Here is a 24,631-nt window from a genome sequence, read left to right on the forward strand (position 1 = left end):
TTTATGAACACTTAGTAATCATGCCCCCAAATAAACCTCTGTGTTCCACCTCCTGCAGCCATTCATCCCAATGCCCGGAATGACTGCTTTCATATACAACAGGCTCCCAGGTAGCGGATGCAATCTGTCCCAGCTCCCACAGGGACCCTGCCTCGCCTGCTGCATACAGCTGCATCAGGAGATTTCCCCCCACAGAAGCCAGTGGGCTTCCCGCCACCACCGCAATGCCGGCTGCGTCCGCCAGCATCTGCATCAGCAGCCTGTTCCTTACTCCCCCGTTCACCGCAACCAGCTCCCGGTATGCCACCCCTGTTATATGCGACAATCTCCTGATGTTCCATTTCAGGTACAGGGCGTAGCTCTCAAACAGGCACCGGCCGGTTTCCCCAATGCCCTCCACACACTTCTGCCCTGTCTCCCGGCAGTACTCCCTGATGGTTTCCGGCAGATTGCTGCCTGACACCCGGAACCGGTCATCGCTTATGTCAATAAAGGTCCGGTTATCCTTTATCCCTGCCGCTGCCATGCACACTGCATCGTAGTCCAGCCCCGGCGCCTGTTTCCTCCACTGCTCCATGCAGCGCTCCAGTATCCAGAATCCCGGGAAATCCTTGCACAGTGAGTAGGTCCCTCCGGCCCCTCTCATGTTCTTGAACCTGTCATTGAAGGTTTCCCGGTTTACCACCGGCGCAGCCACCCTTGCCCCGAAGATAAAGGATGTGCCCAGGCTGACAAACGCCTTTGTCTCATCCAGCCCCGGCGCAGCTATAAGGGCTGATTCCGTGTCATGGCCGGCCACACTGACCACCGGCACGCCTGTTATGCCGGCCCCGGCCGCAAACGAACGGGTTATGCTTCCCTTTCCCGTCCCCGGCTCGGACAGGGGGCCGAATAATTTTTCCGGAATGCCAAGCTTTCTGAATACCTCATAATTCCACTGCTCCCCGTCCTGTTCCAGAAGATACAGGACAGACGCTATGGTTCTCTCTGTGGCGGCCCGGCCTGTTATCAGGTATTCCAGCAGACTGGATAAGGGCAGGAACCGCTCCCCCCTCTGAATGTTGGGCGAATGGTCCAGCACATCCCGGTAAAGATGGAACAGGGCCCTGGTTTTTACCGGATAATTCCCCATCTGTTCATATAGCTGCCAGTCCGTGAAGCAGCGGTGGACCTGGTCCATGATTCCTTCGATTCTCCGGTCCCGGTAATGATACGGCTCCTGAATCAGTTTTCCTTCACGGTCCAGTATGCCGTAGCCGTTTCCGTAGGTGTCGATTCCCAGGGAAACAAACTGACCGTTCTCTCCGAACCAGCCCAGTCCGTCCCTTATGGTCTTAAGCATGTGCCCAATGTCGGCAAACTCATGGCCGTCCTTCACCTTGGGAAGGTTTGGCTCTGAGTATGTATCCGTTATCCTCAGCCTGCTGCCGTCGTACACGGCCGCCGCCATCTTGATTCCTGTGGCCCCGATATCAGCCGCCGCATACAAGGAATCCTTCATATGCTTCCCTCCTGCGTGAAAACCTCCTGCCGCATCAGCCGCCAAGGTAGGCCCGTTTTACATCCTCATTGCTCAGCAGGTCCTCTCCCCTGCCTTCGATTACCGATTCCCCGTTCTGTATGACAAAGGCGTAATCGCACAGCGCCAGTGTATCCACTGCATTTTGTTCCACAATGATTACCGTGATGCCGATATCCGCAATTTCCTTCACGAACTTGAATATCTCCTGCACCAGCTTGGGCATCAGGCCAAGGGAAGGCTCATCCAGTATCAGCAGCTTGGGGTCCGACATCAGCCCCCTGGCAATTGCCACCATCTGCTGCTCGCCTCCGGAAAGAGTGCTGGCCGTCTGCTTCTTTCTCTCCTCCACCCTGGGGAACAGTTCATAGACCAGCTTCAGACGTTCCTGTATGGCCTTCTTATCCTGGTTCAGATAGGCTCCCATCAGAAGGTTATCCTCCACCGTCATGCCGCCGAACAGCATTCTGCCTTCAGGCACCATGGCGATTCCCTTGCTGACCAGCTTGAAGGGGGGCATGCCCGTGATATCCTCTCCTTTATAGCGTATGGAGCCGCCCATGGGCTTAATGGTTCCTGTGATGGCCCTGAGGGTAGTGGTTTTGCCTGAACCGTTTGAACCAAGGATGGCCAGGATTTCGCCTTCCCGCACGCTGAAGGACACATCGTGCACAACAGCCATACCGTTATAACCTGCCTGCAGGTCAACTACTTCCAATAACCTCTCATCACTCATCCTTCTTTGCTCCTCCTCCCAGGTACGCATTGATTACTTCCTGATTCGATGTAACCTCATCCGGCGAGCCGACCACAAGTACCTTGCCCGATACCAGCACCACCACCCGCCTGGACACATTCATGACCACGTCCATATTATGTTCAATGGTCAATATGGCGACGCCCATGGTATTAATCTTCTTAATCAGATTGACTGCATCCTTTCGCTCAGTGGCTGTCAGGCCCGCCATTGTCTCGTCCAGCAGCAGAAGCTCCGGGTCCGTGGCCATGGCCCTTGCAATCTCCAGGCGCTTTTTCTGGGGGACATTCAGCTTGCCGGCATATACATACTTCATATCCAGCATCCCGCACAGCTCCAGAATCCGGTCCACATGCTCCATGGCCTCCTCAATGTTGTGCCGCTTGCACAGGGCTCCCACCAGAACATTTTCATAGACCATCATATCGTTTAAGGACTGCGGAATCTGGAAGGTCCTTCCGATTCCCAGCTTGCATATATCATAAGGCTTCATGCTGGTGATGTCCTTACCCTTAAAAATAACACTGCCTTCCGTCAGGGTATGGGCGCCGCTTATGGAGTTGAACAGGGTGGTCTTGCCTGCTCCGTTGGGTCCCACCACACCCACAATCTCCCCCACCTCCACATCAAAGGTAACCGCCTCATTTGCCACAAGTCCCCCGAAACGCTTGGTAGCATTCTTAATCTCTATTATTTTTCCCATATTCAGCCTCCTGCCACACTGCTCTTTTTCTTATTCCTGAGATAAGAGACTATCCGCTCATATCTTCCCTCCAGGATAGAAAGGATGCCTCCCGGAATAAAGAGAACAATCAGGATGACCAGTGTTCCGTAAAGAATCATGTCCAGTCCTCCGTATTGCCCCAGATACACCCTGGAGTACTCCGATATGCTGGTGAGCACGATTGCTCCCAGAACCGGTCCCAGGACCGTTCCCACGCCTCCCATGACGGCCGTAAGCACAATCATCATCGAGACATTCAGGGTCATAAGCATGGATGGGTCTATGTATAAAATGAACTGTGCATATAAGCTTCCCCCAATGCTTACAATGGCCGCGCTGAGCATATAAGCCTTGATTTTATAGGACGCTGCATTGATGCCAACGCTTTCCGCCGCCATCTCGTTTCCTTTTATGGTGCGCAGGTAATAGAAAAACTTGGATTTGTCCAGGCATTTAATCAGCACCAGGACAGCAACGGTAAAGATAAGGAACACATAGTAATAGTTAAGGGGATTCTTAAACTGCATGAAGGCCCATTCATTTACGCCCTTGGAATAGATGTAAACGCCGGTAGCGCCTCCGCACCATTTCCAGTTAATAAATATGATTCTGGTACATTCCGCCAGGGCCATGGTGGATATGGCGAATACATGGCCCTTCAGCCTGAGGAGGGGCTTGCCCACGATAAAGGCAATGAGCATGGAAATCCCCGCCCCAATCCAGATGGAAATCCAGGGGCTGATTTTAAAATAGGAAACGGAAAGTCCCACCGTATAGGCTCCTATGCCGTAGAACAGGCTGTGTCCGTTGGAAACCTGGCCGCAGTATCCTCCGATTACGTTCCAGCCCATTCCCACGATTGCCCAGACCAGAATCAGGGACAGCAGGTTCCATACAAACCGGATTCTTACCACCTGGGGGAAAATAATTGCCGCCAGCACTCCGATTCCCAATCCTATGAACCATCTCTTATTATCACGCAATGTCTTTTTCATATTTATTTACCTCCAAACAGTCCTTTTGGTTTGAACTGAACCAGCAGCAGGAACACCACGCAGATACCCACATACTTAAACGCCGTGTTCATATAAACGCCTGTGAAGGAGTCCGCCAGGCCCATAATCAGCCCTCCGAAGAAAGCGCCCGGTATGCTTCCGAAGCCTCCCATTACAACGGCGATGAATCCGAACAGCTGGAAATTGGCTCCCACATTGGGATAAATGTAGTAAAAGTAGGTCAGCGCGCATCCCGCTGCTCCTGCTATGGCGGCCGACAGGCCAAATGCAAGGGCATATGTCTTTTCCGGGTTGATACCCACCAGCCCGGCGGCTGTCTTGTTCATGGAGGTGGCCCGGATGGCTTTTCCGGTACGGGTCTTGTTGAGGAACAGGAACATAAAGCCCGCCACACAGACAGAGATGACAAATGGTACGATTTTCTGTTTGCTCAGCACCATGAATCCCAAATCAATGGACCCGCTGACAGCCACTTCCGGTATGGTCTTAAAATCGCCGCTGAACAGCAGGAGGGCCAGGTTCACCAGCACCATGCTCAGCGCGAATGTAATCAGACGCTGGGAGAGAACCGGTCCCCTCAAAGCCCTGGCAATAATCAGCTTATACACAATGAAGCCAATGCCAAACATGATTGCCATACAAATAGGAAGAGAAACGATTGGGTCAAGTCCGAAATACAGATTCAGATAAAAGGAACAAAACATTGCAATCATCAGGAATTCACCCTGGGTGAAACTCAGGATTCCCATAACCCCCCATACCAGGGCAATGCCCATGGCTACCAGCGCCAGGGTCGAGCCATTAATAATGCCTTCAAATAAGGCCTGCATGAACATACTCATTCACCGTTATCCTCCTTGTTTGTTGTTTTGTTATTTATTTTATTCAATATTACCATATTCTTTTCTAAATAGCAAGCATTTTTGTTTGTTTCAAAGATTTTTTATTTGTTTTAGGATTTTAATGTGGTATATTTTTATGTTTTTCGGATTTTTTTCAGACTAAACTTATCTTTTAAGTATATTTTCTTTGTTTCTAAAAGAAAATCGACCATCCCTTCTTCTTTTCTTTGTATTTTTGCGCACAACAAAAGGACGTCTTTGTGAAAATCACAAAAACGCCCTCTGTCAACTCATTCAATTAACATAATCAGCCTGCAATTATGGATAGTATACCTCTACGTGATTCCTGCTGAACAGCCGCATCCATTCATCCGACGGCTTCTGGTCCGTGACCACCACATCAATCTGGTCCAGGTCAGTAAGCTTCATAAACGCCACACGGCCAAACTTGGAGTGGTCGGCCAGAAGATAGACCTTATGCCCCCGTTCAATCAGGGACTTCTTCACATCCGCCTCCAATTCATGGGAGTCAAATATCCCGCCTTCCATGCTCATCCCCTTGCAGCTGATAAATACCATGTCCAGATGGTATTCCTGTATGGTGCTCCGGGCAACGCCGCCCTGCATGGAATAGGACTGGCGGTTAACGCGCCCGCCCGTGGACAGGATTCCAAAACGGCTCCTCTCCATCTCCCGGATGACTTTAACCGAATTCGTCAGGACCAGGATATCCTCCCTTTCACCGAGATACTTAAGCGTCTCCATAACCGTTGAACTGGCATCGCACCCAATGCTTGCATTAGGGGGAACCATCTCAGAAACAATGCCTGCAATTGCCCTTTTCTCCTCAACATTTGTCTCCGAACGTTTCACAAAATCAATCTTCTCAAAAGATTCTGTCTGATTTAAAACAGCCCCGCCATACGTCCTGACTACAAGCCCTTCCTCCTCCAATTTTTCCAAATCACGCCGTATCGTCTCCGGAGTAACCCCAAATTGGTTGCTCAGATTGGCAACAACTACCTTCTTCTCCAGACGTACAATCTGTCTTATCTGTTCTAATCGACCTTTCTGTGCCACACTTTGTTCCTCCACATGTCTTACTGGCAAAAAACCTTATAAATAAACGGTTTTCCTCGATTTCATTATAAAACAACCATGCAGGAATTGCAAGGAAAGTTATGAATCAAGGGCCTCCGCCATCTCCCTGATGGCCGCCACATCCCCGGAATCCAGCTCCAGCTCGTCCGCCCTGGTGTTCTTTCTAATCTGTTCTTCGGTTGTGGCGCCGCTCAGAAGAATCACCTTATCTCCCTGGGCCAGAACCCATGCCATGGCCAAATCAGCCACCGCACAGTCATATTTCCTGCACATTGGCTCCAGCTGGTCCAGGAAGTCCATAACCCTGGGCATGTTCTCAGGCTGGAACCATTTTTTATTGCACTGGGCGCCCACAGGCTTATAATCCCGGGGCAGGGCTCCGCTTAAAAGCCCCATTTCCAGCGGTGAATAGGCCTGCAGCACAATGCCGTTCTCCCTGCACAGGGGAAGAAGCTCATCCTCCACAGCCCGGTCCAGCACGCTGTATTTCGCCTGTACAATATCAAGACCTCCGTGCTTTATGTATTCCTCCACCTGGGATACCGTCACATTGGCAGCTCCCACGGCCCTGATTTTTCCTTTTTCCTTTAGCTCAGCCAACAAATCCATTGTTTCGGAAATCGGGGTGTAATATGGCTCCACCGCCTGCCAGTGCGACATATAGATATCAATATAGCTGGTTCCCAGACGCTCCAGGCTCAAATCAATTTCCTCCAGAATGGATTCCCTTGAAAGGTTTTTATAGAGCTGGACATCCCCCACCTTATTAAACAGGGCGCCTTCCCTGGTCCAGACAATTCCGAATTTTGTCATGACCACTGCCTTCTCCCGGTCCATGCCCTTCAGGGCCTCCCCCACGATCCGCTCGCTCTGTCCGAAGTTATAGCCCGGCGCCGTATCAATGAGATTCACTCCCAGCTCAGGGCATTTCCGGATAGTGGCAATGGATTCATCCTTTGACTTATCACCGCCCCAGGCAGGACCGCCGCCAATTGCCCATGTGCCCAGTCCGATTCTTGATACCGGCTTATCCAGTGTACCTATCTTTATTGTCTTCATACTCATCTCTCCATTTTCAAATATTCCTGATAACGGGCTTCCACCTGTTTCCTGTCCTGCACTCCCGTGGTGGCGCCAACGCACTCCACGGATACCGAAGCAGTGCAGTTGGCAAACTGTGCGCACTCCTTAAGTCCCTTCCCCTCCAGCAGGCCGCATATGAAGCCCGATGCAAAGTTATCGCCAGCGCCTGTGGTGTCCACGCACTGCGTACCGGAAAATGCGGGAACAGTGAAGGATTCCTCCCTGTTCCTGATGTAGCATCCCCTTTTTCCAATCTTGATGATTACGTTCCTGACCCCGCAGTTAAGCAGGGTTTCCGCTATCTCTTCCAGCTCCTGCCTGCCGGTAATCTCCGCCGCCTCTGCATAGTTGGGGAAAAAGTAGTCCACGTAGGAAAGGGCCTTCTGTATGTCTTCCAGACGTTCTCCTCTTTTGCAGCCCACAATATCGGCGCAGATTAACATGCCCTTTTCCCTGGCCCTCTCAAAAAGAGGAATCATCAGGTCCTCATCCAGAAGGGGATTGTTGAAAATGCTGGCAAAGGACAGGATTCTTCCATGGGATACGGACTCTTTCTCCACATCCTCCGGACAGAAGGTCCAGATGCTTCCGCTTTTGTTGTTAATAAATGTCCGTTCCCCATCCTCCCGTATAAGGCCCACATTGATGGAAGTGACCTTGCTGCTGTCCACCTTGATGTATTCGGTGCCAATGTTGTTCTTTCTGCAATGCTCCAGCACCAGGGAACCGATGACATCGTCTCCCACGCAGCTCACCAGCCTGACCCTGTGGCCCAGACGTGTTATGACCGTGGCCTCATTTAAGGCATCGCCGCCCACTGTAAGCACCATCTGCTTTACAGAGTAGGATGCAGTGTCCAGCACATCCTTTCCCACCGGATAAAGCTGCAAATCCGTATGGGCAGCGCCCACGATTACCACCTCACAGCATTCCCCGCGCTCCAGCGCATCCCCCTGCCTTTCACCCCATTCACTATTTTTCAAACCATCCCTCCGCCTTTCCGTTGCTGCCAAACAGCAGAATCTTTTCTTCCGCCCGCTTCTGGACCGCGTCCCGGACACGTATGTTAAGGGCCTGATATCCTTCTCCCTTTTCATGTGCCTCGATTGCCGACACGGCAGCCTCGCAGAGCTCTGTATGGATGTTGATTTTGGTGATTCCCAGGCTTATGGCATGACGGATGTCCTCATCCCCTATGCCGGATGCGCCGTGAAGCACCAGGGGTATGGATACGTCCCCGCGGACCTTTTCCAAGATTTCAAAATTAATCCTTGGCGGAGCCGTATAGGCGCCATGCTGGTTGCCGATGGCCACTGCCAGGGAATCAATCCCTGTCTTTTCCACAAACTCCGCTGCCTGGGACGGGTCCGTATACATATAGTGGTTCAGCGCCTCTTCATAGTCTGTCTCAGCGCCCACATGTCCCAGCTCTGCTTCCACGGGAATGCACATGGGATGGAACTTATCCACCACTTCCTTTGTCATCCTTATGTTCTCCTCAAAGCTGTAGGCTGAACCGTCTATCATCAGGGAATTATAACCGATGTCAATGGCATGGCTCACAATCTCAAAGCTGCGTCCGTGGTCCCAGTGGATGGAGCAGGGCAGCGAGGTCTGAGTTGCATAGGAACGCATCATGTTCACAAAATGGTTTATGTCCGTGTTCACAAGGAATCCGCTTCCAAATGACAGGATGACCGGGGACTGAAGCTTCTCGCAGGCCTTCATAACGCCAGAGAGCATTTCCACATTCCATATACAGAAGTTGGCAACTGCATAGTGCTCCTTCTGTGCCTTTACTAACATGTCCTTTGTCGATACTAACATATTGATACCTCATTCCTTTCCTAATACAATCTGGTTTAACCGCTGATTCTAATGACGCCCTTAATGATTTCCGCTTTGCGGCTTATGGATTCCTCAAAGGCCTTTTGCACATCCTCATAAGCGTATTCATCCGTCACCATGGTCAGCACGTCGAATCTTCCTGATGATATGGCCTGGATGGTCATGGGGAAATTATTGGCATACCGGAAAACGGTCTGCACCTTCACCTCACGGTTGATTTTAAGGAAGTCCACAGGCGTCTCCCCCGGTATGGTTCCCACTATCATGACCTCACCGCCTCTTCTGACAGATGCCAGTGCCTGCATGGCAGTCACCCTGCTTCCGGCTGTCTCAAAGACAATGTCAGCCCCGTCCCCGCCCAACAATTCCCGGCTGCGGTCTACCGTATCCTCTTCCCTTCCGTCAATCACATGCCACGCTCCCAGCTGCAGTGCTTTCTCCAGCCGGCCGGCAATTACGTCAACCACCACAATCCGGTCCGCTCCCATGAGAACACAGGCCTGAAGCGTCATGAGCCCAATGCAGCCGGCTCCCAGTATAAGGACCTTTTTTCCGGGCTTTACCCCGGCCAGCTCCGCCGCATGCATCCCCACCGCCGCAGGCTCCACCAGCGCTCCTTCCACCATGTCCATATGGTCCGGCAGGTGGTATGTAAAGCTTTCCGGGTGCACCAGGTAATTGGTAAGGGCGCCTTTGTAGTTAGGCTGGGTTGCCATAAAATCCACCTGGGGACAAAGGTTATAGTGTCCCCCCAGACAGTATTCGCATTTGCCGCAGGGAATCCCCGGTTCACATAGTACGCGGTCGCCCGCCTTGAACCGTGTCACATCAGCCCCTGCCGACACCACGGTGCCTGAAAACTCATGTCCCAGCCCGATTTTCTGCGAAGGGTCCTTTGGCGGTATGAAGGGTCCGCACTCAAATCCGTGCACATCCGAGCCGCAGATTCCCACATATTCCACCTTAATCAGAACCTCGTTCCCTGCCGGAACCGGCACAGGGCATTCTTCAATCCGCATGACTCCGGGCGTAACTAAAATCGCTTCCGTATTCTTCATTTCTCCCCGTCCTTTCGGCTTCAGTCAAAATCATAAGTCAGGATGACCTTGATTGCCTCTTTATTTGCCATGGCCTCAAACCCTTCCTCCCACTGGGAAAGGCCCAGCCTGTGCGTAATCATGGGTTTTACCTGAATCCGGCCGGCCTCCAGAAGGTTAAGGGCGTTCCTCCATGAGGTGGCGTCATACGCCATGTGTCCGATGATGGATACCGCCTTCATGGATATATCATTGATGGAAAATCCCAGGGGATTAAATCCCATGCCGACCCGGACGATTTCCCCGTTGCAGCGCACCATCTCAATGGCCTGCTTCAGGCATATATTAGCGCCGGCGCAGTCCACCACCAGACCGATGCTGTCCCGGCCTCCGCATATCTCACGGCAGCGTTCCACCACGTCCTCAGCGGAACCGTTCACCACTGCCGTGGCTCCCAGCTGCCTGGCCACACCGAACCGGACCTTTACGTCCTCCTCCAGGCCGACCACCACAATATGGAGGGCTCCCATTAATTTTGCAATCTGCACGGAGAACAGCCCTAGAGGCCCTGTTCCGAATATGACCACGTTCTCTCCCGGCAGGAGGCCGGAACGCTGGGCAATGGCCTTATACGCATTACAGATTGGGTCCATCACAGCCGCTTCCTCATATGTAAGCCCCTGGGGAATCTCCCAGACAGCTCTCTTGTGAATGGCAAGTATCTCCCCCGGAATCCTGCAGTACTTTGTGAAGCCTCCGCTGTACCCGTATCCCAGGCCCAGGTTAACCTTTTCCGAACAAAGAAGATAATCTCCCCGTTCGCAGGCCGGGCATCTGCCGCACACATGCCCTGTATTGTCCGATACAATCCGCTGTCCCGGCCTCCAGTCCTTCACATTCTTACCCACCCGGACAATCTCTCCGGCAAACTCATGGCCGCGGACAGAGCCGAATTCATCCGAACCATTATCCACTTTGTAATGCTTCATATCCGCCCCGCAGATTGCAGCTGCCTTTACTTCCAGGATGATATCATCGTCGCCGCATTCCGGCTCCGGAATGTCAATCAGCCTGTAGGTCCCGAAATCACTGGGACGGCCAAACTTTGCCAATGCTTTCATCATTCGCCCTCCTGACTATTTTATGTAATTATAATATCACCATTTTTTATTAAAATCAACATTTTTTATTTGTTTTAATCATATTTACTTTTGTTTCAAAGATTTAATATCTGTTTATACAACAAAAAAGACCTGCAGGCGGATGCATTTTACCGTCTGCAGATCTTTTCCAATCATTTGTTTGTTCACATCTTACTTTCCCGTAACCTGCTTGTTCACAACATTTACAGGACTTCCGTCCATAAATGACTTCAGGTTCGACACTGCTATGTCCATCAGCCGCTGCCTGCTCTCCCTGGGAGCCCAGGCAATATGGGGCGTAATAAAGCAGTTCCTTGCCTGGAGCAGGGGGTTATCTCCCCGGATAGGCTCAGTGGACACCACGTCCAAGCCGGCAGCCCCCACTTTGCCGGAATTCAGCGCCTCCTTCAAATCCTCTTCCACAATCAGAGGGCCTCTGGAGTCATTGAGGATGATTACCCCGTCCTTCATCTTTGCAATGGAATCCCTGTTAATCATTCCCGCGGTATCGGGAAACAGAGGACAGTGAAGGGCTATCACATCGGACATACGGTACAATTCATCCAAATCAGCGTAACGGCAGTTTTCATTTTCCAGGGCCTCATTCCGGTAAGCATCATAGGCCAGGACCTTCATGCCAAGGGCCTGGGCAATGCGGGCCGTTCCCTGCCCAATCCGCCCAAATCCTATGATGCCCATGGTCTTTCCCGCCAGCTCAATCAGCGGATAATCCCAGAAACACCAGTCCGGACAGCTCTCCCACCTGCCTTCACGGACAGCCTGGCTGTGATGGCCGATATGATGGCAGATTTCCAAAAGCAGTGCAATGGTATACTGGGCAACTGCATCCGTCCCGTAGGAAGGGATATTGCATACAGGAATCCCCCTGGCTGACGCTGCATCACAGTCCACCACATTATATCCGGTAGCCAGCACCCCCACAAAGCGGATATGGCCGCATGCCTCAAACACTTCCTTTGTAAGAGGCGTCTTGTTGGTAAAGACAGCCTGGGCATCGCCAATCCTCTTTATGATTTCTCCCGCATCCCCCACAGGAGTCCTGTCATAGACCGTAAGCTCCCCCAAATCCTTAAGCCCTTCCCAGCTAAGGTCCCCTGGGTTTTCCGTGTACCCGTCCAGAACAACAATTTTCATGTCAAACACCCCTTCTTTAACGTGAATTTTTAATGGTATATGATTTATAATAAGCTGTTTCATATTTGTTGTCAACATTTTTATGTTTATTTCAAATATCTTGATATCAGATACAGTTATTTCGGACTCTTCCCTCCAATGGCTGATTACACATTCAGGCCCCAAATCCTTCCATTGGCGGACAAAACCAACACTTCTCCCCATTCAATGCTATAATAGAACCATCAGTACTGAGGTCAGCGGCGAACCGGGAACCCGCATCACTCTCACCGAAAGGAGCTGTACCCATGAACTTTAACTGGAAATCCATATTGAAAAAAGCAGGCATCATGCTGCTGTCCACACTGCTCTTTGCACTCTGCTCCGGCCTTCTCTATATCACAAAGACGGCCGGCTCCCTTACCATTATCCGGCCGGAGGACGAACCGGAGCTGGCCTCTGCCATGACCAATGAGAACCTGGACATACAGACCCGGGAAAAACTGGGCGGATACTGGACCATTGCCGTCTTTGGCGTGGACAGCCGCAACGGAAAGCTTGGCAAAGAAAGTAATGCGGACGTACAGATGCTGTGCTCCATTAACCGGGATACAGGGGAAATACGCCTTGTATCCTTATACCGAGACACCTTCCTTATGAACGACACTGCAAACAGCGGCTACGGAAAGCTGAACCAATCCTATTTCCTCCAGGGGCCCTCAGGAAATATATCTGCCATCAACACAAACCTGGACATGAAGGTGGAGGACTTCGTATCCTTTAACTGGAAAGGTGCGGCTGATGCCATCAACCTGCTGGGCGGCGTGGACATAGAACTGTCCAAGGAGGAATTCTATTATATCAATGCCTTCATCACAGAAACCGTGGACGCCACCGGAATCCCTTCCACCCATCTGGACGGACCCGGCATGCAGCATCTGGACGGCGTCCAGTCGGTTGCCTATATGCGGCTCAGGATGATGGACACTGACTTTAAACGGACCGAGCGGCAGCGGATTGTTGTTGAACAGGTATTTGAAAAGGCCCGGCAGGCTGATATTGCCACATTGGTCCAGGTAGTGGGAACCGTACTGCCCCAGGTTATGACAAGCCTCAGCGAGGATGAGATGCTGGATATTGCATACAATTTAAAGAATTACCGCATCAGCGATACGGCTGGTTTTCCCTTTGATCTGACCGGTGCAAGCCTGGGAAAAATCGGAAACGTAGTCATTCCCAGTACCCTGGAATCCAATGTGGAGGAACTGCACCGTTTCCTGTACGGCGATGATTCCTATACCTGCTCCGGCCAGGTACAGGATATCAGCAGGGAAATCATAAAACGAGCTGTCAGGAATTAAGGAGTCCATGTATGATACGAATTGCTGTCTGTGACGATGAACGCTGCTTTGTAGAGCAGATGAATCATATTATTACAAACCATGCCAGAGACATTTCCCAGCCGCCGGAGACATCTTTTTACACCAGCAGCAGCCAGCTGCTTTACGATGTGGAGGAAGGCGCGCACTTTGACCTTCTGCTGCTGGACATTGAAATGCCGGAAGGGGACGGGATGAGCCTGGCCGCATCCCTCCGCCGCCATCTTCCCATGGCCCTGATTATATTTATTACCTCCCACACACAATATGCAATTAAGGCGTATGAGCTGTCTGTTTTCCGTTACATCCCAAAGACGGAGATGGAAACCTGTCTGCCCCTGGCCCTTAAGGATGCCGTCCAGATTCTGAAGCGGAATTCGTCTGATGCTTATATCATTGAATCCCCCAGGCGGGTCCAGAAAATAGCTCTGGAGGATATCTTCTATGTGTATAAGCAACAGAAAAACTCTGTCATGGCTGCCAGGAGCGGTGAGGTTCCTGTCCGCAAACCCCTGGCCCAGGTATTGGAGGAGCTGAATGCAATTCCAGCCGGAGTAACCGGCGGCAGCGGCAGCTTTCTCATGGTGGAACGGGGATATATCGTGAACCTGTTCCATGTGGATAAGCTGGAGGACGAGCAGATTTACCTGGACAACGGCAGGGTCCTTCCGGTCAGCCGGAACCGGCTGAAGGAGACGCGGGAGGCCATAACCAGGTATTGGAGGGAAATGCTATGACGATGAACCAATGGTATCAATCCATATATCAGATGTTTGAAGTACTCTCGGACTTTATCGAAGCATGGCTTTGCTACGGATTTGTGGGACTGTTTCTGCCGGACCGCGTCAGAGGAAAAGTACCGTTTTTCATCCTTTCCCTGATTCTGGTGGGTTCTGTCCGGACCATGGACGGGCTGGGCATGGACCCAATGATATCCACTCTCTGGTTTGTATTTTTTATCTGTATGACCACCGTGGTGCTGTTTCAGGTAAATCTGTTTTATGCGGTGTCCCTTGTAAGCTTTTATATCCTGTGCCTCTATGTCATCAATTACTTCTGTATGTCTGTTATGGGGGTCATTGCGGGCAACCGCCAGTTTGCACAATTCATCCTGAACCAGCTGTCCCTGCTGCGCTGTATTTATCTGGCTGCTGATACCGCGCTTCTGCTTTTGTTATACATGCTCGTCAGACGCGCCTTTAAGGGCGGGCTGCTCTACAGTCCCCGGATGCTGTTTGCCATATCCCTTCCGGGCATTCTGGGCGTTACCTTCCTGTCCCTGATTACACTCCAGGATATTTCCGTGGTCACCCTGTTCAGCTGGGGCCTGTGCCTTATCATGGTGCTGTGCTTCATCTTTCTCCTGCTCTTCTATTCCAATTACATGAAGGAGCACGAACTCAGAAGCATCCTGGAACTGAAGGACCAGATGGTGCGCCAGGAATATGAGATGGTCAAGCAGCTTCAGACTGAGCAGCAGTCCCTTTCCCATGATATGAAGAACCACCTTCTGGTCATGGATACCATGCTGAAGGAGGGAAAATACCGGGAAGCGCAACAGTATATCAGCCAGCTGGGCATTCCCCTGGAACGCCTGTCTCCCTCCATCTGGACCGGCGCCTCCACCCTGGATGTACTGCTGAATCATACCCGGAACCGCTGCAGCCAGTTCCATATAGGGTTTACCGTACAGGCTGACGCCGTTGATTTGCGCCCCATGAAGGACCAGGATATATGCAGCCTCTTTGCCAACCTCCTTGACAATGCCTTCGAAGCAGCCCGCCAAGTGACGGAAGGCCAGGGCTGGATTCTCTTTAAAATGAGGAAGGCCAGGGAAATGCTCTTCATAGACCTGTCCAACCCGGCAGCAGCGCCTCCCCGTGTCAGAAACGGCGCCCTGGTTTCCCGCAAACAGGATGGCCAGCTTCACGGCCTGGGTCTTAACAGGGCAGCGGCCACTGCCCGGGAATACGGCGGCCAGCTCACCTATGAGTATAAAGACGGCGTATTCACGGCCGCTGTCATCTTCCTGGGTGGGATAAAAGGAAATGCAACAAAAAAATGACCCTATTATATAAGGTCATTTTTTATGCTACAGTTCAATTCTGAATTCGTCTGAACCCTCACCGTTTACAACGTAATAGGCTGCATTCTGCTCCGGTGATATGTACAGCTCTATGGACTTGATTTCCGTTCCCGGATGAGCCTTCGCATATGCCTCCTCTGCCTGGGCCAGCACATCCTTTGCCGCTACCTGTCTGCCTCCGAACTCCACTACGACGCTCTTCTCAATCTCTGTCTTTGCAGTTTCCTTCACAGCTTCCTTCACGGCCTTTTTTGCTGTTTCCTCTGCTGCCTTAACTTCCTCTGCCTTATTAACCTCTGCCTTATTAACCTCTGCTGCCCTGGTCTGTACAGCGCCTGTCTGAGCAGCTGCAGCCATAGTCCTCTTTGGTCTTGCCATGATAGTTCCTCCCTTTTTCAATCCGGTTTCCAGTGTCAATGGGGATTATACGGCAGTCCCCTTTTTTTGTCAATGTCGCGGATATGGAAATTGGACAGCGAAACAACCGCCTTTATGGAGATTTTTCAAGCATAAACTGACAGACTGTCATACTTCTTTATGGCATTTGCCACAATCCTGCCCGGAAATCAGTTTCTCCGCCCTGTCCGGGAACCAGGCAAAGGCTCCGGACGACGGAACTATGGCAAATTCCATCCTTTCTCCGGTAGTGGGATGAGGAAATACCAGTCTGCGGGCGCACAGGGCCAGAGCCCCACGTCTGTCCCCAAAGCCCGGCCGTTTCCTGCCTCTGTCCACAGTACCGGTTGTGGATTTTGTGGATAACCCGCCGCCATAACGCTCATCCCCGTACAACGGCGTATCATGTCCGGCAAATTGTACCCTTATCTGGTGGTGCCTTCCTGTAAGCAGCTCTATATCTATTAGGGATAACATCTGCTCCTGATTACCAGGGTTGTTGATAACTTCCAGAACCCTGTAATTAAGCACTGCTTTTTTGCTGTTTCCGTCTGACTTATCCACAATCCTTGATGTGTTGTTTTCCCTGTAATGGCGCAGATAATCCACATACGTCCCCTGTTTATCCACAGGTTTTCCACAAACCACTGCCAGGTAGGTTTTTTCCATCTTTCCGGCCTGCAGTGCAGCGCTTAAGGATGCTGCGGATTTTTGGTTCAGCCCATATACCATGATTCCCTCCACCGGCTTGTCCAGTCTGTGGATAACTCCCACATAAGGAGGCTGGACTGTGGATGTTCCCTGTGGACGGCTGTGGATATCCTGTGGATTATGTAGATAACGGCGTATCTCGCTTACCATATCCGGCGCAAATCCCCTGGAAACCTGTGACTCCAATCCCGCTGGTTTGCGCACTACTATAATATCTTTATCTTCATATAATATTGGTACCATACATTAACCCCGCTTATCTGTCTGTTCCCTGTACAGACGATTCTAAAGGAACGCTTTTGATTATACCATAGTTTTGACCCCATACGGTTGATTATATTCAGAATTTAGCTTTATCTTCAAAGTGGTTTTTAAAAAGTATTGCATATTTTTAATCTTAGGTGTATAGTATATAATACAAATAGATGTAGTATTGAAAACTACATAGCAGGGTTTCAATTAAATTATATTGTATTTTTATAAAAGGAGGCTGGATACTATGACGGCAAACATAAAACGTGGGATAACAAAGGTTAAGGACCCCGGCAGCGCATTGACTCATTTCATCGCCATGATACTGGCTATCATCGCAGCCATACCGCTGCTGCTAAAGGCGGGGCGTGATTCAGGCCATATGCATATCAGCGCACTGACCATCTTTATACTAAGCATGATTGGCCTTTATGCGGCCAGCACCATATACCACACCCTGGATATTTCCCCGAAAATCAATAAACTGCTCCGCAAGATAGACCATATGATGATTTTCATTTTAATAGCAGGCACCTATACGCCTGTGTGTATGATTGTCCTGGGCGACAGGACCGGCTGGACTTTGCTGACCCTGGTATGGGGCATTGCCATTGTGGGCATCCTCATCAATGCGCTGTGGATTACATGCCCCAAGTGGTTCTCTTCCTTGATTTACATTGCCATGGGATGGGTATGCATACTGGCTATCACCAAAATATTAAGCTCCCTGCCCAAAGCCGGTTTCATGTGGCTGCTGGCCGGCGGCATCATCTATACGGCAGGCGGTATTATCTACGCCATGAAGCTTCCATTTTTCAACTCCCGCCACCGGTATTTTGGTTCCCACGAAATTTTCCATCTCTTTGTCATGGGCGGAAGTCTCTGCCACTATATAATGATGTACCGTTTTGTTGCTTAATACAGAAAACACTGCTTCCGGCATGAAGTCATGGATTTCCATGCCGGAAGCAGCGTTCTTTTCCTATTATCTCTCTATTCCCCCTTCATGGCCTCCAATATGGCCAGCGTATTTTCTCCCCAGCTATAGTTGGTCATGTAATGGTGATGGAATAATCTTTTATATTTCCTGTCTCCGCCCAGAAACTGGTACAGGTCACAGTCAAACCTGGATTTATCCACGGTTTTCCCGGTCCGCCTGGATATGATGATATCTCCGATTCCTGCTTCCTCCAGGGTCTTCTTCAGCCGCAGCGCAGTCTGGCGGTATCTTCCCGCCATAGCCTTATCCATGGGTTCGTTCTCCCATAAAATAGAGACAGCCTCCTCCGCCGTACACAGTCCGCCATTCCGGTCCACAAGCAGGGCCAGGAGCTCCTTTCCCTTCTTGGAAGTAAATTCAAGTATCTTTCCGTCTACGAACACATCAAAATAACCGAAGGTTCGTATATATACCTTGGGGGAATGGAGCGCATCCGGTTGTTCCGGCAGCTCCATGGCTGCCGATAGCTGTTCTGAACCTGCATCCGGGCTCACGGCCTCCAGCACGCACCACATATGGACATAGCCTGAATATGGACTTGTAAAGAGAATGGCGTTTTCCTGTGCCGCCTGCTTCCCCCTTCCATACTCATGCCGGTTGATGCTGTAGGTCCGTTTTATATTATGGACGCCCGAATCATACATACACAGAAGTCTGCTTCGGTCGTTGAATTCCTCCCAGGACATTCTGTCTTCAGCAGATATCCATTTCTCCTTAATAAACTCCATGACCTGGTCCATGTCTCCCGTGCTTTGGGCATGGCCCTCCAGATTAAATAATCCGCCCCTGATATCCTCTATCCGGTCTTCTGACAGGATACAATTTAATATCGTGTATTGGTCGTCCGGTTTGGAATCCATCAGCTCCTGTATCATGGCGTATATCATTCCGCTCATATACTGCCGTTCAATATCCTGGCAAAATATCAGAGCGTGCTCCGGCTTACCGTCCTTATCAAAAACAGTGGCGTAATCCAACTGATAATGTGTCCAGCCCTGTATGCTGCTTTTTTTATGTATGACTGCCTTTCCGTCCGGACTTCCGCTTCGGATGTCGCGGAACATCTCTTCATAGCTTTTTCTGGACTCAGCCGCAATCACTCCTGCCTCAATCAGGTCCCAGGGCATATGGTCTATGGTTTCCGGCAGTCCGAACTCACGCATGGCTTTACCGTTGATTGCGGCATTTCCGGCCCCCACATCATATTTGAATATCTTCACGTCTAAATAATCCGTCATGATGTTTTCTATAAAAAAATCATACATTTCCTCCCGCGAAAACGGAATCGTCCCTTCCATGGTGTGCGACAGATACAGCAGGGATAAATCCATAGAGGATTGGATGATTGCCTCACACATGCTTCTTTTATCAATCAGGCACTGATGATAAATCTGCCGGTCCAATTCCCGGTTTACCCGTTCCAGGGAACTGGCTGTCTCCTCCAGCTGCATTTTCGTCATAAGCACATCCGTAACATCCTCTGCCACAGCAATGTAAACAGGCGCGCCATCCATTTCCTCCAGATAAGATGCTCGCACATGAATCCAGCTGGTTCCCGGATTCCTCCGCAGCGCTTTTCTGTAATACACAAACTCTTTCCGCTGTTTGGCCTTACTGTAAATACTTGTACATAATGTAGTCTTCTCTGTGGCCGAAAAACCGCAGAGCACGCTCTGGTTTTCATCACCGCAGTCCAATGCAAAAAAATCCCTGTACCTCTTTCCTGCTTCTATCAGATAAATATCCTCTTCCTTAATCAGAATTAATGCTGCATAACCAGGAATATGGTCAATCTCTATTGTTGTCTTTCTGTGAGTCATCTGTCATTCCTCTAATCCCTTTCCCAATCATCCATACCCGGAATGGCCTTTTCTAAGTACACCCACTAAAAAACGCCTGCAACCCTCACCCGGCACTATCTGCTGATTTTGTGACTGTTCCGATATATTTTATCCTTAATCCTGCTTATGGTCCTGCCCACGCTCCTGCTTATGTTCCTGGCCATAGTCCCGCACACAGCGCACAGCCATACGGTCCTGTCCCCCATAGGTGCAGGTGAACAGGGTCAAATCCCACGCTCCTGCTTCCATGCCTTCCACATCCGTGCCGCGTATCCTCTCCAAATCCTCCACCGTATACCGGTAAATGGTTCCATTTACATCGGTAAACCGGACAGCATCCCCTTGACGCATATTTTTAATTCCGCTGAAATGCTTCCTGTAATTATGTCCGGCCACAATCATGGAATCATCCTGGAAGGAGCCGCTGTAACGGCAGGGCGCTTCCTTCAGCAAATCATAGCTCCACTGGTACAGCACAGGCAGGTCCAGTCCCAGTGAGGGAATGGATAATACGCCAATATATTCGCGCCCGTCAATCTCCACGGTCTGCATCTGTGAGGCTGTTGTCCCATACCCATCCCCGCCTTCGCCGGATGGAGCCGGAATCACATCTCTTTCCAATATCTGTTCCGCTCTGCGGGCAGCTATCTCCCCATGATGTTCCTCCAGCCTGTTGGCTGCGGAAAGTACTGCGGCGGCCAGCAGACAGACTCCCCCTGCCAGCATCAGCAGGACTCCTCTACTCTTCATTGTCTTTTCTCTTTCCGGAATAATATTCTTTATATCCCATTCCCAGCAGCAGCAATCCTGCCATGGACAGAAACGGAACCGGCCACCAGAGAAGTCCTGTCTGCGGAAGTCCTGACTTTGGCACATCCTCCTCCGGAATCTCTATATTGGACCGGGGTACGTCTTCCTCAGGAATGTTCACTTCGGCCGGAGGGGTATTGTATCTGCGGCCTCCGCCGCCTCCTCCTCCGCCTCCGCCTCCTGTTTTCTCCGTGGAGTTGGTGACGGTATAGACACTGCCTTCCTCTGTGTATGTCACTGTATAGGGACTAGGCACACTTTCTTCAATTATCTTCCAGACGTGCCCGTTTTCCAGTCCCTTCCAGGTGTGGCGCCAATAGGTGCCGGAGGACAATGTGGCCCTGCTGTATTCTTCCCCGTCCCTCAGCAGGATAACGGTGATTTCCTGAGGACGGTAAATATGGCTGGCTCCGTCGTTCCACACCTTTACCACTGTAAGCTCTGTCCCCGGGCCTGTTTCCTCTGTGGTTGTCTTTGGACTGACCTGGGGGGCGTAATCCCAGATGTCATCCTCTCCAAGGGACGGCAGGCTCACAAGAAACGGAGCCGACCTGTAAGTAGTGCTGTCAATGGTAAGGTCGTCTGCCTTCACCAGATAAAGGCCCGCAGTAAGACCGTCATAGCACAGCATTCCCTGGCTGTCTGTTGCCTCTGCGCGCTGTGGTTCCAGTTTATGGGCTGCTGCATATATATCCATTGTATTGGCAGCAGCCATCCAGCCAGCGGCATCCAGCCCCCTCAGGTCCACCGGGCAGTCCTCAAAACCGCCGGTCAGGACATAACTGCCTGACACTGTCATATCGGCCGTCCGGTAAAGCCGGAACCCTGCGCCCGGCAGGGGCTGGCCTCCATAACCATAGGCAATGGTCAGCTGGGTATCCTTATGGATGTCCACCCTTTTGGCGGCCCATGCATCGGTTGGTACGGCCATCAGGATAACAGCTGCAAACAATACCCACAGCAGACGTTTTACTCTATTCCTGTCTTTTATTGTGTTTAACATCATTTTCCCTCCCCGCCTTTCCGGTCTTTTGTCCTTCTCCTTCCTTTGAAGAGGTCCTTCCTGTGCTGACAATCAAATAGATAAGCAGCATAAGCAGCATGGGGGCCGCCACCGCCGGCGCCACCAGAATGGGGTCAATCTGAATTGCATCCGCGGGAATGTGCATGACCGCAGGCGCGTCAATCCTCACTCCCCTTACCAGGAGCCGGTGGGTGTTGACCGCATACGGCGTACATGTCACCAGGGTTACATAATCCTCCCCGGGAACCGCTGCCAGCTCCGACACATCCTCGGGTTTTACAATGGATATCCTGTCCACCTGATAGGTCATGGATTCGTTCAGAATATTAAGGGTAAATGTATCTCCCTCATCCAGGCGGTCCAGGTCTGTAAACAGCTTGGCAGTGGGAAGGCCTCGGTGTCCTGTGATGACAGCGTGCGTGCCCTCCCCGCCCACGGGAAGGGAAGAGCCCTCCAGGTGTCCTGCACTGTGCTGAAGCACTGCCTCCGAGGTTCCATGATAGACAGGCAGGTTCACCTTCAGTTTCCGTATCTCAATGTATCCCATCATGCCGTTTCCCGTTACATTTAAAAGGGAATTATATCGTTCGTCACCGGGAGGGCCATTTAAAAAGGCCCCGTAATCCATCTGCCTGTTATACTCATGGGCATCCGCCAATATACGGTCATAATCTTCCTGGGACATATCCCCTAATACCTCCACGTATTGTGAGATGGCATGGGAAGCACTGAACTGATTGACATAATCGCTAATGGTGGGATACATGAGCACTCCAAGGCCGGTTAGGAATACGATACCAAGTATGATATTCGATAGCCTGTGTTTTTTCATAACTCCCTTTCTCTTTGCCTCATTTCCTGTAAAAACGTACAACAGTACGGAGAGAACAACGAAAACCCGGGCATGTTCTTCTCATTCTTTTCTCCCTGCTGTTGTATCGGTCTTATAATAAGGTTATGGGGAGAGTGGGGTTTCCACCCTCCCCCTTCCTTACTGCATCTTTCTTAGTCCCTGCCTGTCATACGGCGTCTTGTAATCAGCACGATTGCCGCGCCAACCATGAGACACAAGCCCACTACGGTAAAGATTGTGGTGCCCATGCCGCCGGTGCTTGGAAGCTGTGCGCCCTGGTTATTGGAAACTCCTGCCTTGTAAAAGCCGTTAGCGCCTTCTGCATCCCTGTTAATCTCAATTACATTGGTAACTGTCTTTGTCTCTGCCTTCACATAGGCTGCTGAGAATCCATCCGGTGCTCCCTCGCCTGGAGCGGTTGTCATAACCACGCCGGCTTCATTCATCCATACCAGGTTTCCGTTTATCTCAGCCTGTCCCTCATGGCCGGACAGCGCTTCGCCGGCATTGATTGTATAGGTATAATGGGTTACTTCCTTCTCTGTCTCAATATAGTATGGGATAGTGGATGCATCGATTGTAATAATGACCGGCTCGTCCATCAGGTTGTATCCGGTTGGGGCTTTGATTTCCTTTAAGTAGTATGTCCCCTGCTGAAGTCCCTTGTAAGCGGCTGCACCATTTTCATCTGTAGTAAGGGTAATGATAGCTCCCTTCTCATCTACAACAGGCTCTGAATACACACCCTGTCCTGCCTCTTCGGAATACGTTCTGTACAGCTCAAACACTGCATCGGAAAGCTTTTCACCTTCATGCTTTTCCTCAAACTTGTCAATTACCAGTGCATATGTATAGACGATTTCCATATCCTCATCCTGGCCAAATCCCTCGCCCGGGCCCGGACGTTCTCCATCCTCCGGTTTCCATGTGCTGCCTTCAAACGGGGTGTTGCTGTAAATCAGGTCCGCATTGTTAGGGTTGCCTGCAGTGGTGCCAAGCTCTGCATCCTGATTTAAAACAGCTTTGTACTGGATTACAACATGGTCATATCCGGCAATCTTATCAAAATCAAAATCCACGTAAAGGCTTGTATTAAGTCTGTTTTCAGTACCTTCTTCGTTGTTGACTGTGATGGCAGCGGTATATACCTCATCCTTTGCCAGCATGGTTCCTTCCTCAGACCCTGCGTGATAACCGGTTACAATGATACTGTCTTCCCTCAGGTCCAGACCCTTTGACAGAATATCTCCTGCATAGAATGTCTTGTTGGTGGAGCCTTCCGGATAAGTTGGTACGGATATATTCAGTTCATAGGTGATTTCCTTACCAATTTCAGAGGTCTGCTGATGCTTGTCATGCTTATCGCCTGACGGCTGCGCTGTGGTTTCGATTTTTTCATCTGTAACCGTACCCTCTTTAATGGTTTTGCCAATGGAGGGCTTGCTGGTTTTCATTGCTACCGTATATGCGCCGTTGAGCTGATACTCATTTCCATTTATCTCAGGCTCAATCTCAGCTGTCACGGTCTGGTAAATCTTGGCTCCGGTAGAAGTTCCGTCGCCTACAATAATGTACTGGCCCATGGCTACCCGGCCAAAATCCGCGATTCCATCCGTATCAGCTGTTGCCTTATAATCTGCTTCCGGTTTTGGTTCCTGGTTCCTGATATAGGAAGTAAATGCACCCAGCAGTTCCTTCAGTTCTCCATCTTCTATATTGCCATATCCCTTTGGATTCAGGCTGTTCCAGGAATTTCCTTCCTGAGCCTGAAATGCCTGAAACAGTTGGGTGAAATGATAGGTAAGGTTGTTGCTGCTTTCATCGTATCTGATATCCACAACCTTATACGCCAGAAGATTATCGCCTCCGTTTGCTGAGGTATCATCTGCAGATGATACGCCTACTATCAGGTTCGCAGTGGATTCAGACGTCACCTTCCCCCACTCTCCCTTTGCTTCACTGGCAGCAAAGGATGTCATGCACATGCCTGTTACCATGGCTGCTGTCAGCAGGAATGCCGACATTTTTTTTAACAGCTTTTTCATTTAATTATCCTCTCTTCTCTTTTTTATTTTC

The 24,631-nt window shown here is 50.7% G+C and carries 23 protein-coding genes; 4 read left to right on the forward strand and 19 right to left on the reverse strand.

Going from position 1 to position 24,631, the window contains the following annotated elements; translation table 11 throughout:
• Position 1: 1 nt before the first annotated feature.
• From I2H39_RS24155 to I2H39_RS24210, 12 genes are all read right to left on the reverse strand, one after another.
• The gene (locus I2H39_RS24155) at positions 2–1,501 is read right to left on the reverse strand and encodes an FGGY-family carbohydrate kinase (protein WP_195627703.1); all 1,500 of its coding nucleotides are present in this window, start codon (positions 1,499–1,501) and stop codon (positions 2–4) included.
• A gap of 34 nt (positions 1,502–1,535) precedes the next feature.
• Positions 1,536–2,255 (reverse strand): ABC transporter ATP-binding protein, encoded by a 720-nt coding sequence (locus I2H39_RS24160; protein ID WP_138306358.1) that lies wholly within the window; start codon positions 2,253–2,255, stop codon positions 1,536–1,538.
• Entirely contained in the window at positions 2,248–2,979 is a 732-nt protein-coding gene (locus I2H39_RS24165) for an ABC transporter ATP-binding protein (protein ID WP_195627704.1), read from the reverse strand. Before I2H39_RS24165 ends, I2H39_RS24160 begins: the two co-directional genes overlap by 8 nt.
• A 2-nt stretch (positions 2,980–2,981) precedes the next feature.
• Positions 2,982–3,995 (reverse strand): branched-chain amino acid ABC transporter permease, encoded by a 1,014-nt coding sequence (locus I2H39_RS24170; protein WP_138306356.1) that lies wholly within the window; start codon positions 3,993–3,995, stop codon positions 2,982–2,984.
• A 2-nt stretch (positions 3,996–3,997) separates the two neighbouring features.
• Positions 3,998–4,858 carry a branched-chain amino acid ABC transporter permease gene (locus I2H39_RS24175; RefSeq protein WP_138306355.1) on the reverse strand — a complete coding sequence of 287 codons (861 nt, stop codon included), beginning with the start codon at positions 4,856–4,858 and terminating at the stop codon, positions 3,998–4,000.
• A 318-nt stretch (positions 4,859–5,176) separates the two neighbouring features.
• Positions 5,177–5,938 carry a DeoR/GlpR family DNA-binding transcription regulator gene (locus tag I2H39_RS24180; protein ID WP_138306354.1) on the reverse strand — a complete coding sequence of 254 codons (762 nt, stop codon included), beginning with the start codon at positions 5,936–5,938 and terminating at the stop codon, positions 5,177–5,179.
• A gap of 99 nt (positions 5,939–6,037) precedes the next feature.
• Complete coding sequence (locus I2H39_RS24185) at positions 6,038–7,018, reverse strand: aldo/keto reductase (RefSeq protein ID WP_138306353.1); 981 nt, start codon at positions 7,016–7,018, stop codon at positions 6,038–6,040.
• Positions 7,019–7,020: 2 nt separating this feature from the next.
• A complete protein-coding gene (locus I2H39_RS24190; protein WP_330641105.1) occupies positions 7,021–8,025 on the reverse strand; it encodes a sugar kinase in 1,005 nt (334 codons plus the stop codon).
• A complete protein-coding gene (locus tag I2H39_RS24195; protein ID WP_138306352.1) occupies positions 8,015–8,869 on the reverse strand; it encodes a class II fructose-bisphosphate aldolase in 855 nt (284 codons plus the stop codon). Before I2H39_RS24195 ends, I2H39_RS24190 begins: the two co-directional genes overlap by 11 nt.
• Before the next feature lie 35 nt (positions 8,870–8,904).
• Complete coding sequence (locus tag I2H39_RS24200; protein WP_138306351.1) at positions 8,905–9,948, reverse strand: NAD(P)-dependent alcohol dehydrogenase; 1,044 nt, start codon at positions 9,946–9,948, stop codon at positions 8,905–8,907.
• Between the two features lie 20 nt (positions 9,949–9,968).
• Entirely contained in the window at positions 9,969–11,051 is a 1,083-nt protein-coding gene (locus I2H39_RS24205; RefSeq protein WP_330641106.1) for a zinc-binding dehydrogenase, read from the reverse strand.
• Between the two features lie 189 nt (positions 11,052–11,240).
• Entirely contained in the window at positions 11,241–12,224 is a 984-nt protein-coding gene (locus I2H39_RS24210) for a D-2-hydroxyacid dehydrogenase (protein ID WP_138306350.1), read from the reverse strand.
• Positions 12,225–12,511: 287 nt separating this feature from the next.
• Here I2H39_RS24210 and I2H39_RS24215 point away from each other — a divergent pair, with 287 nt between their 5' ends.
• From I2H39_RS24215 to I2H39_RS24225, 3 genes are read left to right on the forward strand one after another with little or no spacing between them, the layout of a single operon-like run.
• Positions 12,512–13,564, forward strand: a complete 1,053-nt coding sequence (locus tag I2H39_RS24215; RefSeq protein WP_195627705.1) for an LCP family protein — start codon at positions 12,512–12,514, stop codon at positions 13,562–13,564.
• Between the two features lie 11 nt (positions 13,565–13,575).
• Positions 13,576–14,319 carry a LytTR family DNA-binding domain-containing protein gene (locus I2H39_RS24220; RefSeq protein ID WP_195627706.1) on the forward strand — a complete coding sequence of 248 codons (744 nt, stop codon included), beginning with the start codon at positions 13,576–13,578 and terminating at the stop codon, positions 14,317–14,319.
• Positions 14,316–15,647 carry a sensor histidine kinase gene (locus tag I2H39_RS24225; RefSeq protein ID WP_195627707.1) on the forward strand — a complete coding sequence of 444 codons (1,332 nt, stop codon included), beginning with the start codon at positions 14,316–14,318 and terminating at the stop codon, positions 15,645–15,647. Before I2H39_RS24220 ends, I2H39_RS24225 begins: the two co-directional genes overlap by 4 nt.
• 27 nt (positions 15,648–15,674) lie before the next feature.
• Here I2H39_RS24225 and I2H39_RS24230 read toward each other — a convergent pair whose 3' ends face one another.
• Both I2H39_RS24230 and I2H39_RS24235 read right to left on the reverse strand, forming a co-directional pair.
• A complete protein-coding gene (locus I2H39_RS24230; RefSeq protein ID WP_195627708.1) occupies positions 15,675–16,046 on the reverse strand; it encodes a DUF6465 family protein in 372 nt (123 codons plus the stop codon).
• A 147-nt stretch (positions 16,047–16,193) separates the two neighbouring features.
• Positions 16,194–17,018 (reverse strand): RluA family pseudouridine synthase, encoded by an 825-nt coding sequence (locus I2H39_RS24235; RefSeq protein ID WP_138306345.1) that lies wholly within the window; start codon positions 17,016–17,018, stop codon positions 16,194–16,196.
• A gap of 256 nt (positions 17,019–17,274) precedes the next feature.
• Between I2H39_RS24235 and I2H39_RS24240 the strand changes: the two genes are divergently transcribed.
• Positions 17,275–17,946, forward strand: coding sequence for a hemolysin III family protein (locus tag I2H39_RS24240; RefSeq protein WP_138306344.1), 672 nt, complete (start codon positions 17,275–17,277; stop codon positions 17,944–17,946).
• A 74-nt stretch (positions 17,947–18,020) separates the two neighbouring features.
• Here the strand turns inward: I2H39_RS24240 and I2H39_RS24245 are convergent, their stop codons facing one another.
• From I2H39_RS24245 to I2H39_RS24265, 5 genes are all read right to left on the reverse strand, one after another.
• Complete coding sequence (locus I2H39_RS24245; protein ID WP_195627709.1) at positions 18,021–19,847, reverse strand: hypothetical protein; 1,827 nt, start codon at positions 19,845–19,847, stop codon at positions 18,021–18,023.
• A gap of 135 nt (positions 19,848–19,982) precedes the next feature.
• Positions 19,983–20,618, reverse strand: coding sequence for a sortase (locus I2H39_RS24250; RefSeq protein WP_195627710.1), 636 nt, complete (start codon positions 20,616–20,618; stop codon positions 19,983–19,985).
• Positions 20,608–21,684 carry a Cna B-type domain-containing protein gene (locus I2H39_RS24255; protein WP_195627711.1) on the reverse strand — a complete coding sequence of 359 codons (1,077 nt, stop codon included), beginning with the start codon at positions 21,682–21,684 and terminating at the stop codon, positions 20,608–20,610. The genes I2H39_RS24250 and I2H39_RS24255 overlap by 11 nt, the downstream gene beginning before the upstream one ends.
• Positions 21,653–22,534 carry a class C sortase gene (locus tag I2H39_RS24260; protein ID WP_195627712.1) on the reverse strand — a complete coding sequence of 294 codons (882 nt, stop codon included), beginning with the start codon at positions 22,532–22,534 and terminating at the stop codon, positions 21,653–21,655. Before I2H39_RS24260 ends, I2H39_RS24255 begins: the two co-directional genes overlap by 32 nt.
• 173 nt (positions 22,535–22,707) lie before the next feature.
• Positions 22,708–24,600 carry a SpaA isopeptide-forming pilin-related protein gene (locus I2H39_RS24265; RefSeq protein ID WP_195627713.1) on the reverse strand — a complete coding sequence of 631 codons (1,893 nt, stop codon included), beginning with the start codon at positions 24,598–24,600 and terminating at the stop codon, positions 22,708–22,710.
• Between the last annotated feature and the right edge of the window lie 31 nt (positions 24,601–24,631).

The organism is Clostridium sp. 1001283B150225_161107_B6 (assembly GCF_015556325.1).
Lineage (GTDB): Bacteria > Bacillota > Clostridia > Lachnospirales > Lachnospiraceae > Enterocloster.

What these genes read in the sequence shown, in the direction of transcription:
- I2H39_RS24155 (WP_195627703.1), bottom strand. Translation starts at nt 1,501, where the DNA reads ATGAAGGATTCCTTGTATGCGGCGGCTGATATCGGGGCCACAGGAATC.
- I2H39_RS24160 (WP_138306358.1), bottom strand. Translation starts at nt 2,255, where the DNA reads ATGAGTGATGAGAGGTTATTGGAAGTAGTTGACCTGCAGGCAGGTTAT.
- I2H39_RS24165 (WP_195627704.1), bottom strand. Translation starts at nt 2,979, where the DNA reads ATGGGAAAAATAATAGAGATTAAGAATGCTACCAAGCGTTTCGGGGGA.
- I2H39_RS24170 (WP_138306356.1), bottom strand. Translation starts at nt 3,995, where the DNA reads ATGAAAAAGACATTGCGTGATAATAAGAGATGGTTCATAGGATTGGGA.
- I2H39_RS24175 (WP_138306355.1), bottom strand. Translation starts at nt 4,858, where the DNA reads ATGAGTATGTTCATGCAGGCCTTATTTGAAGGCATTATTAATGGCTCG.
- I2H39_RS24185 (WP_138306353.1), bottom strand. Translation starts at nt 7,018, where the DNA reads ATGAAGACAATAAAGATAGGTACACTGGATAAGCCGGTATCAAGAATC.
- I2H39_RS24195 (WP_138306352.1), bottom strand. Translation starts at nt 8,869, where the DNA reads ATGTTAGTATCGACAAAGGACATGTTAGTAAAGGCACAGAAGGAGCAC.
- I2H39_RS24200 (WP_138306351.1), bottom strand. Translation starts at nt 9,948, where the DNA reads ATGAAGAATACGGAAGCGATTTTAGTTACGCCCGGAGTCATGCGGATT.
- I2H39_RS24205 (WP_330641106.1), bottom strand. Translation starts at nt 11,051, where the DNA reads ATGATGAAAGCATTGGCAAAGTTTGGCCGTCCCAGTGATTTCGGGACC.
- I2H39_RS24210 (WP_138306350.1), bottom strand. Translation starts at nt 12,224, where the DNA reads ATGAAAATTGTTGTTCTGGACGGGTACACGGAAAACCCAGGGGACCTT.
- I2H39_RS24215 (WP_195627705.1), top strand. Translation starts at nt 12,512, where the DNA reads ATGAACTTTAACTGGAAATCCATATTGAAAAAAGCAGGCATCATGCTG.
- I2H39_RS24220 (WP_195627706.1), top strand. Translation starts at nt 13,576, where the DNA reads ATGATACGAATTGCTGTCTGTGACGATGAACGCTGCTTTGTAGAGCAG.
- I2H39_RS24225 (WP_195627707.1), top strand. Translation starts at nt 14,316, where the DNA reads ATGACGATGAACCAATGGTATCAATCCATATATCAGATGTTTGAAGTA.
- I2H39_RS24230 (WP_195627708.1), bottom strand. Translation starts at nt 16,046, where the DNA reads ATGGCAAGACCAAAGAGGACTATGGCTGCAGCTGCTCAGACAGGCGCT.
- I2H39_RS24235 (WP_138306345.1), bottom strand. Translation starts at nt 17,018, where the DNA reads ATGGTACCAATATTATATGAAGATAAAGATATTATAGTAGTGCGCAAA.
- I2H39_RS24240 (WP_138306344.1), top strand. Translation starts at nt 17,275, where the DNA reads ATGACGGCAAACATAAAACGTGGGATAACAAAGGTTAAGGACCCCGGC.
- I2H39_RS24245 (WP_195627709.1), bottom strand. Translation starts at nt 19,847, where the DNA reads ATGACTCACAGAAAGACAACAATAGAGATTGACCATATTCCTGGTTAT.
- I2H39_RS24250 (WP_195627710.1), bottom strand. Translation starts at nt 20,618, where the DNA reads ATGAAGAGTAGAGGAGTCCTGCTGATGCTGGCAGGGGGAGTCTGTCTG.
- I2H39_RS24255 (WP_195627711.1), bottom strand. Translation starts at nt 21,684, where the DNA reads ATGATGTTAAACACAATAAAAGACAGGAATAGAGTAAAACGTCTGCTG.
- I2H39_RS24260 (WP_195627712.1), bottom strand. Translation starts at nt 22,534, where the DNA reads ATGAAAAAACACAGGCTATCGAATATCATACTTGGTATCGTATTCCTA.
- I2H39_RS24265 (WP_195627713.1), bottom strand. Translation starts at nt 24,600, where the DNA reads ATGAAAAAGCTGTTAAAAAAAATGTCGGCATTCCTGCTGACAGCAGCC.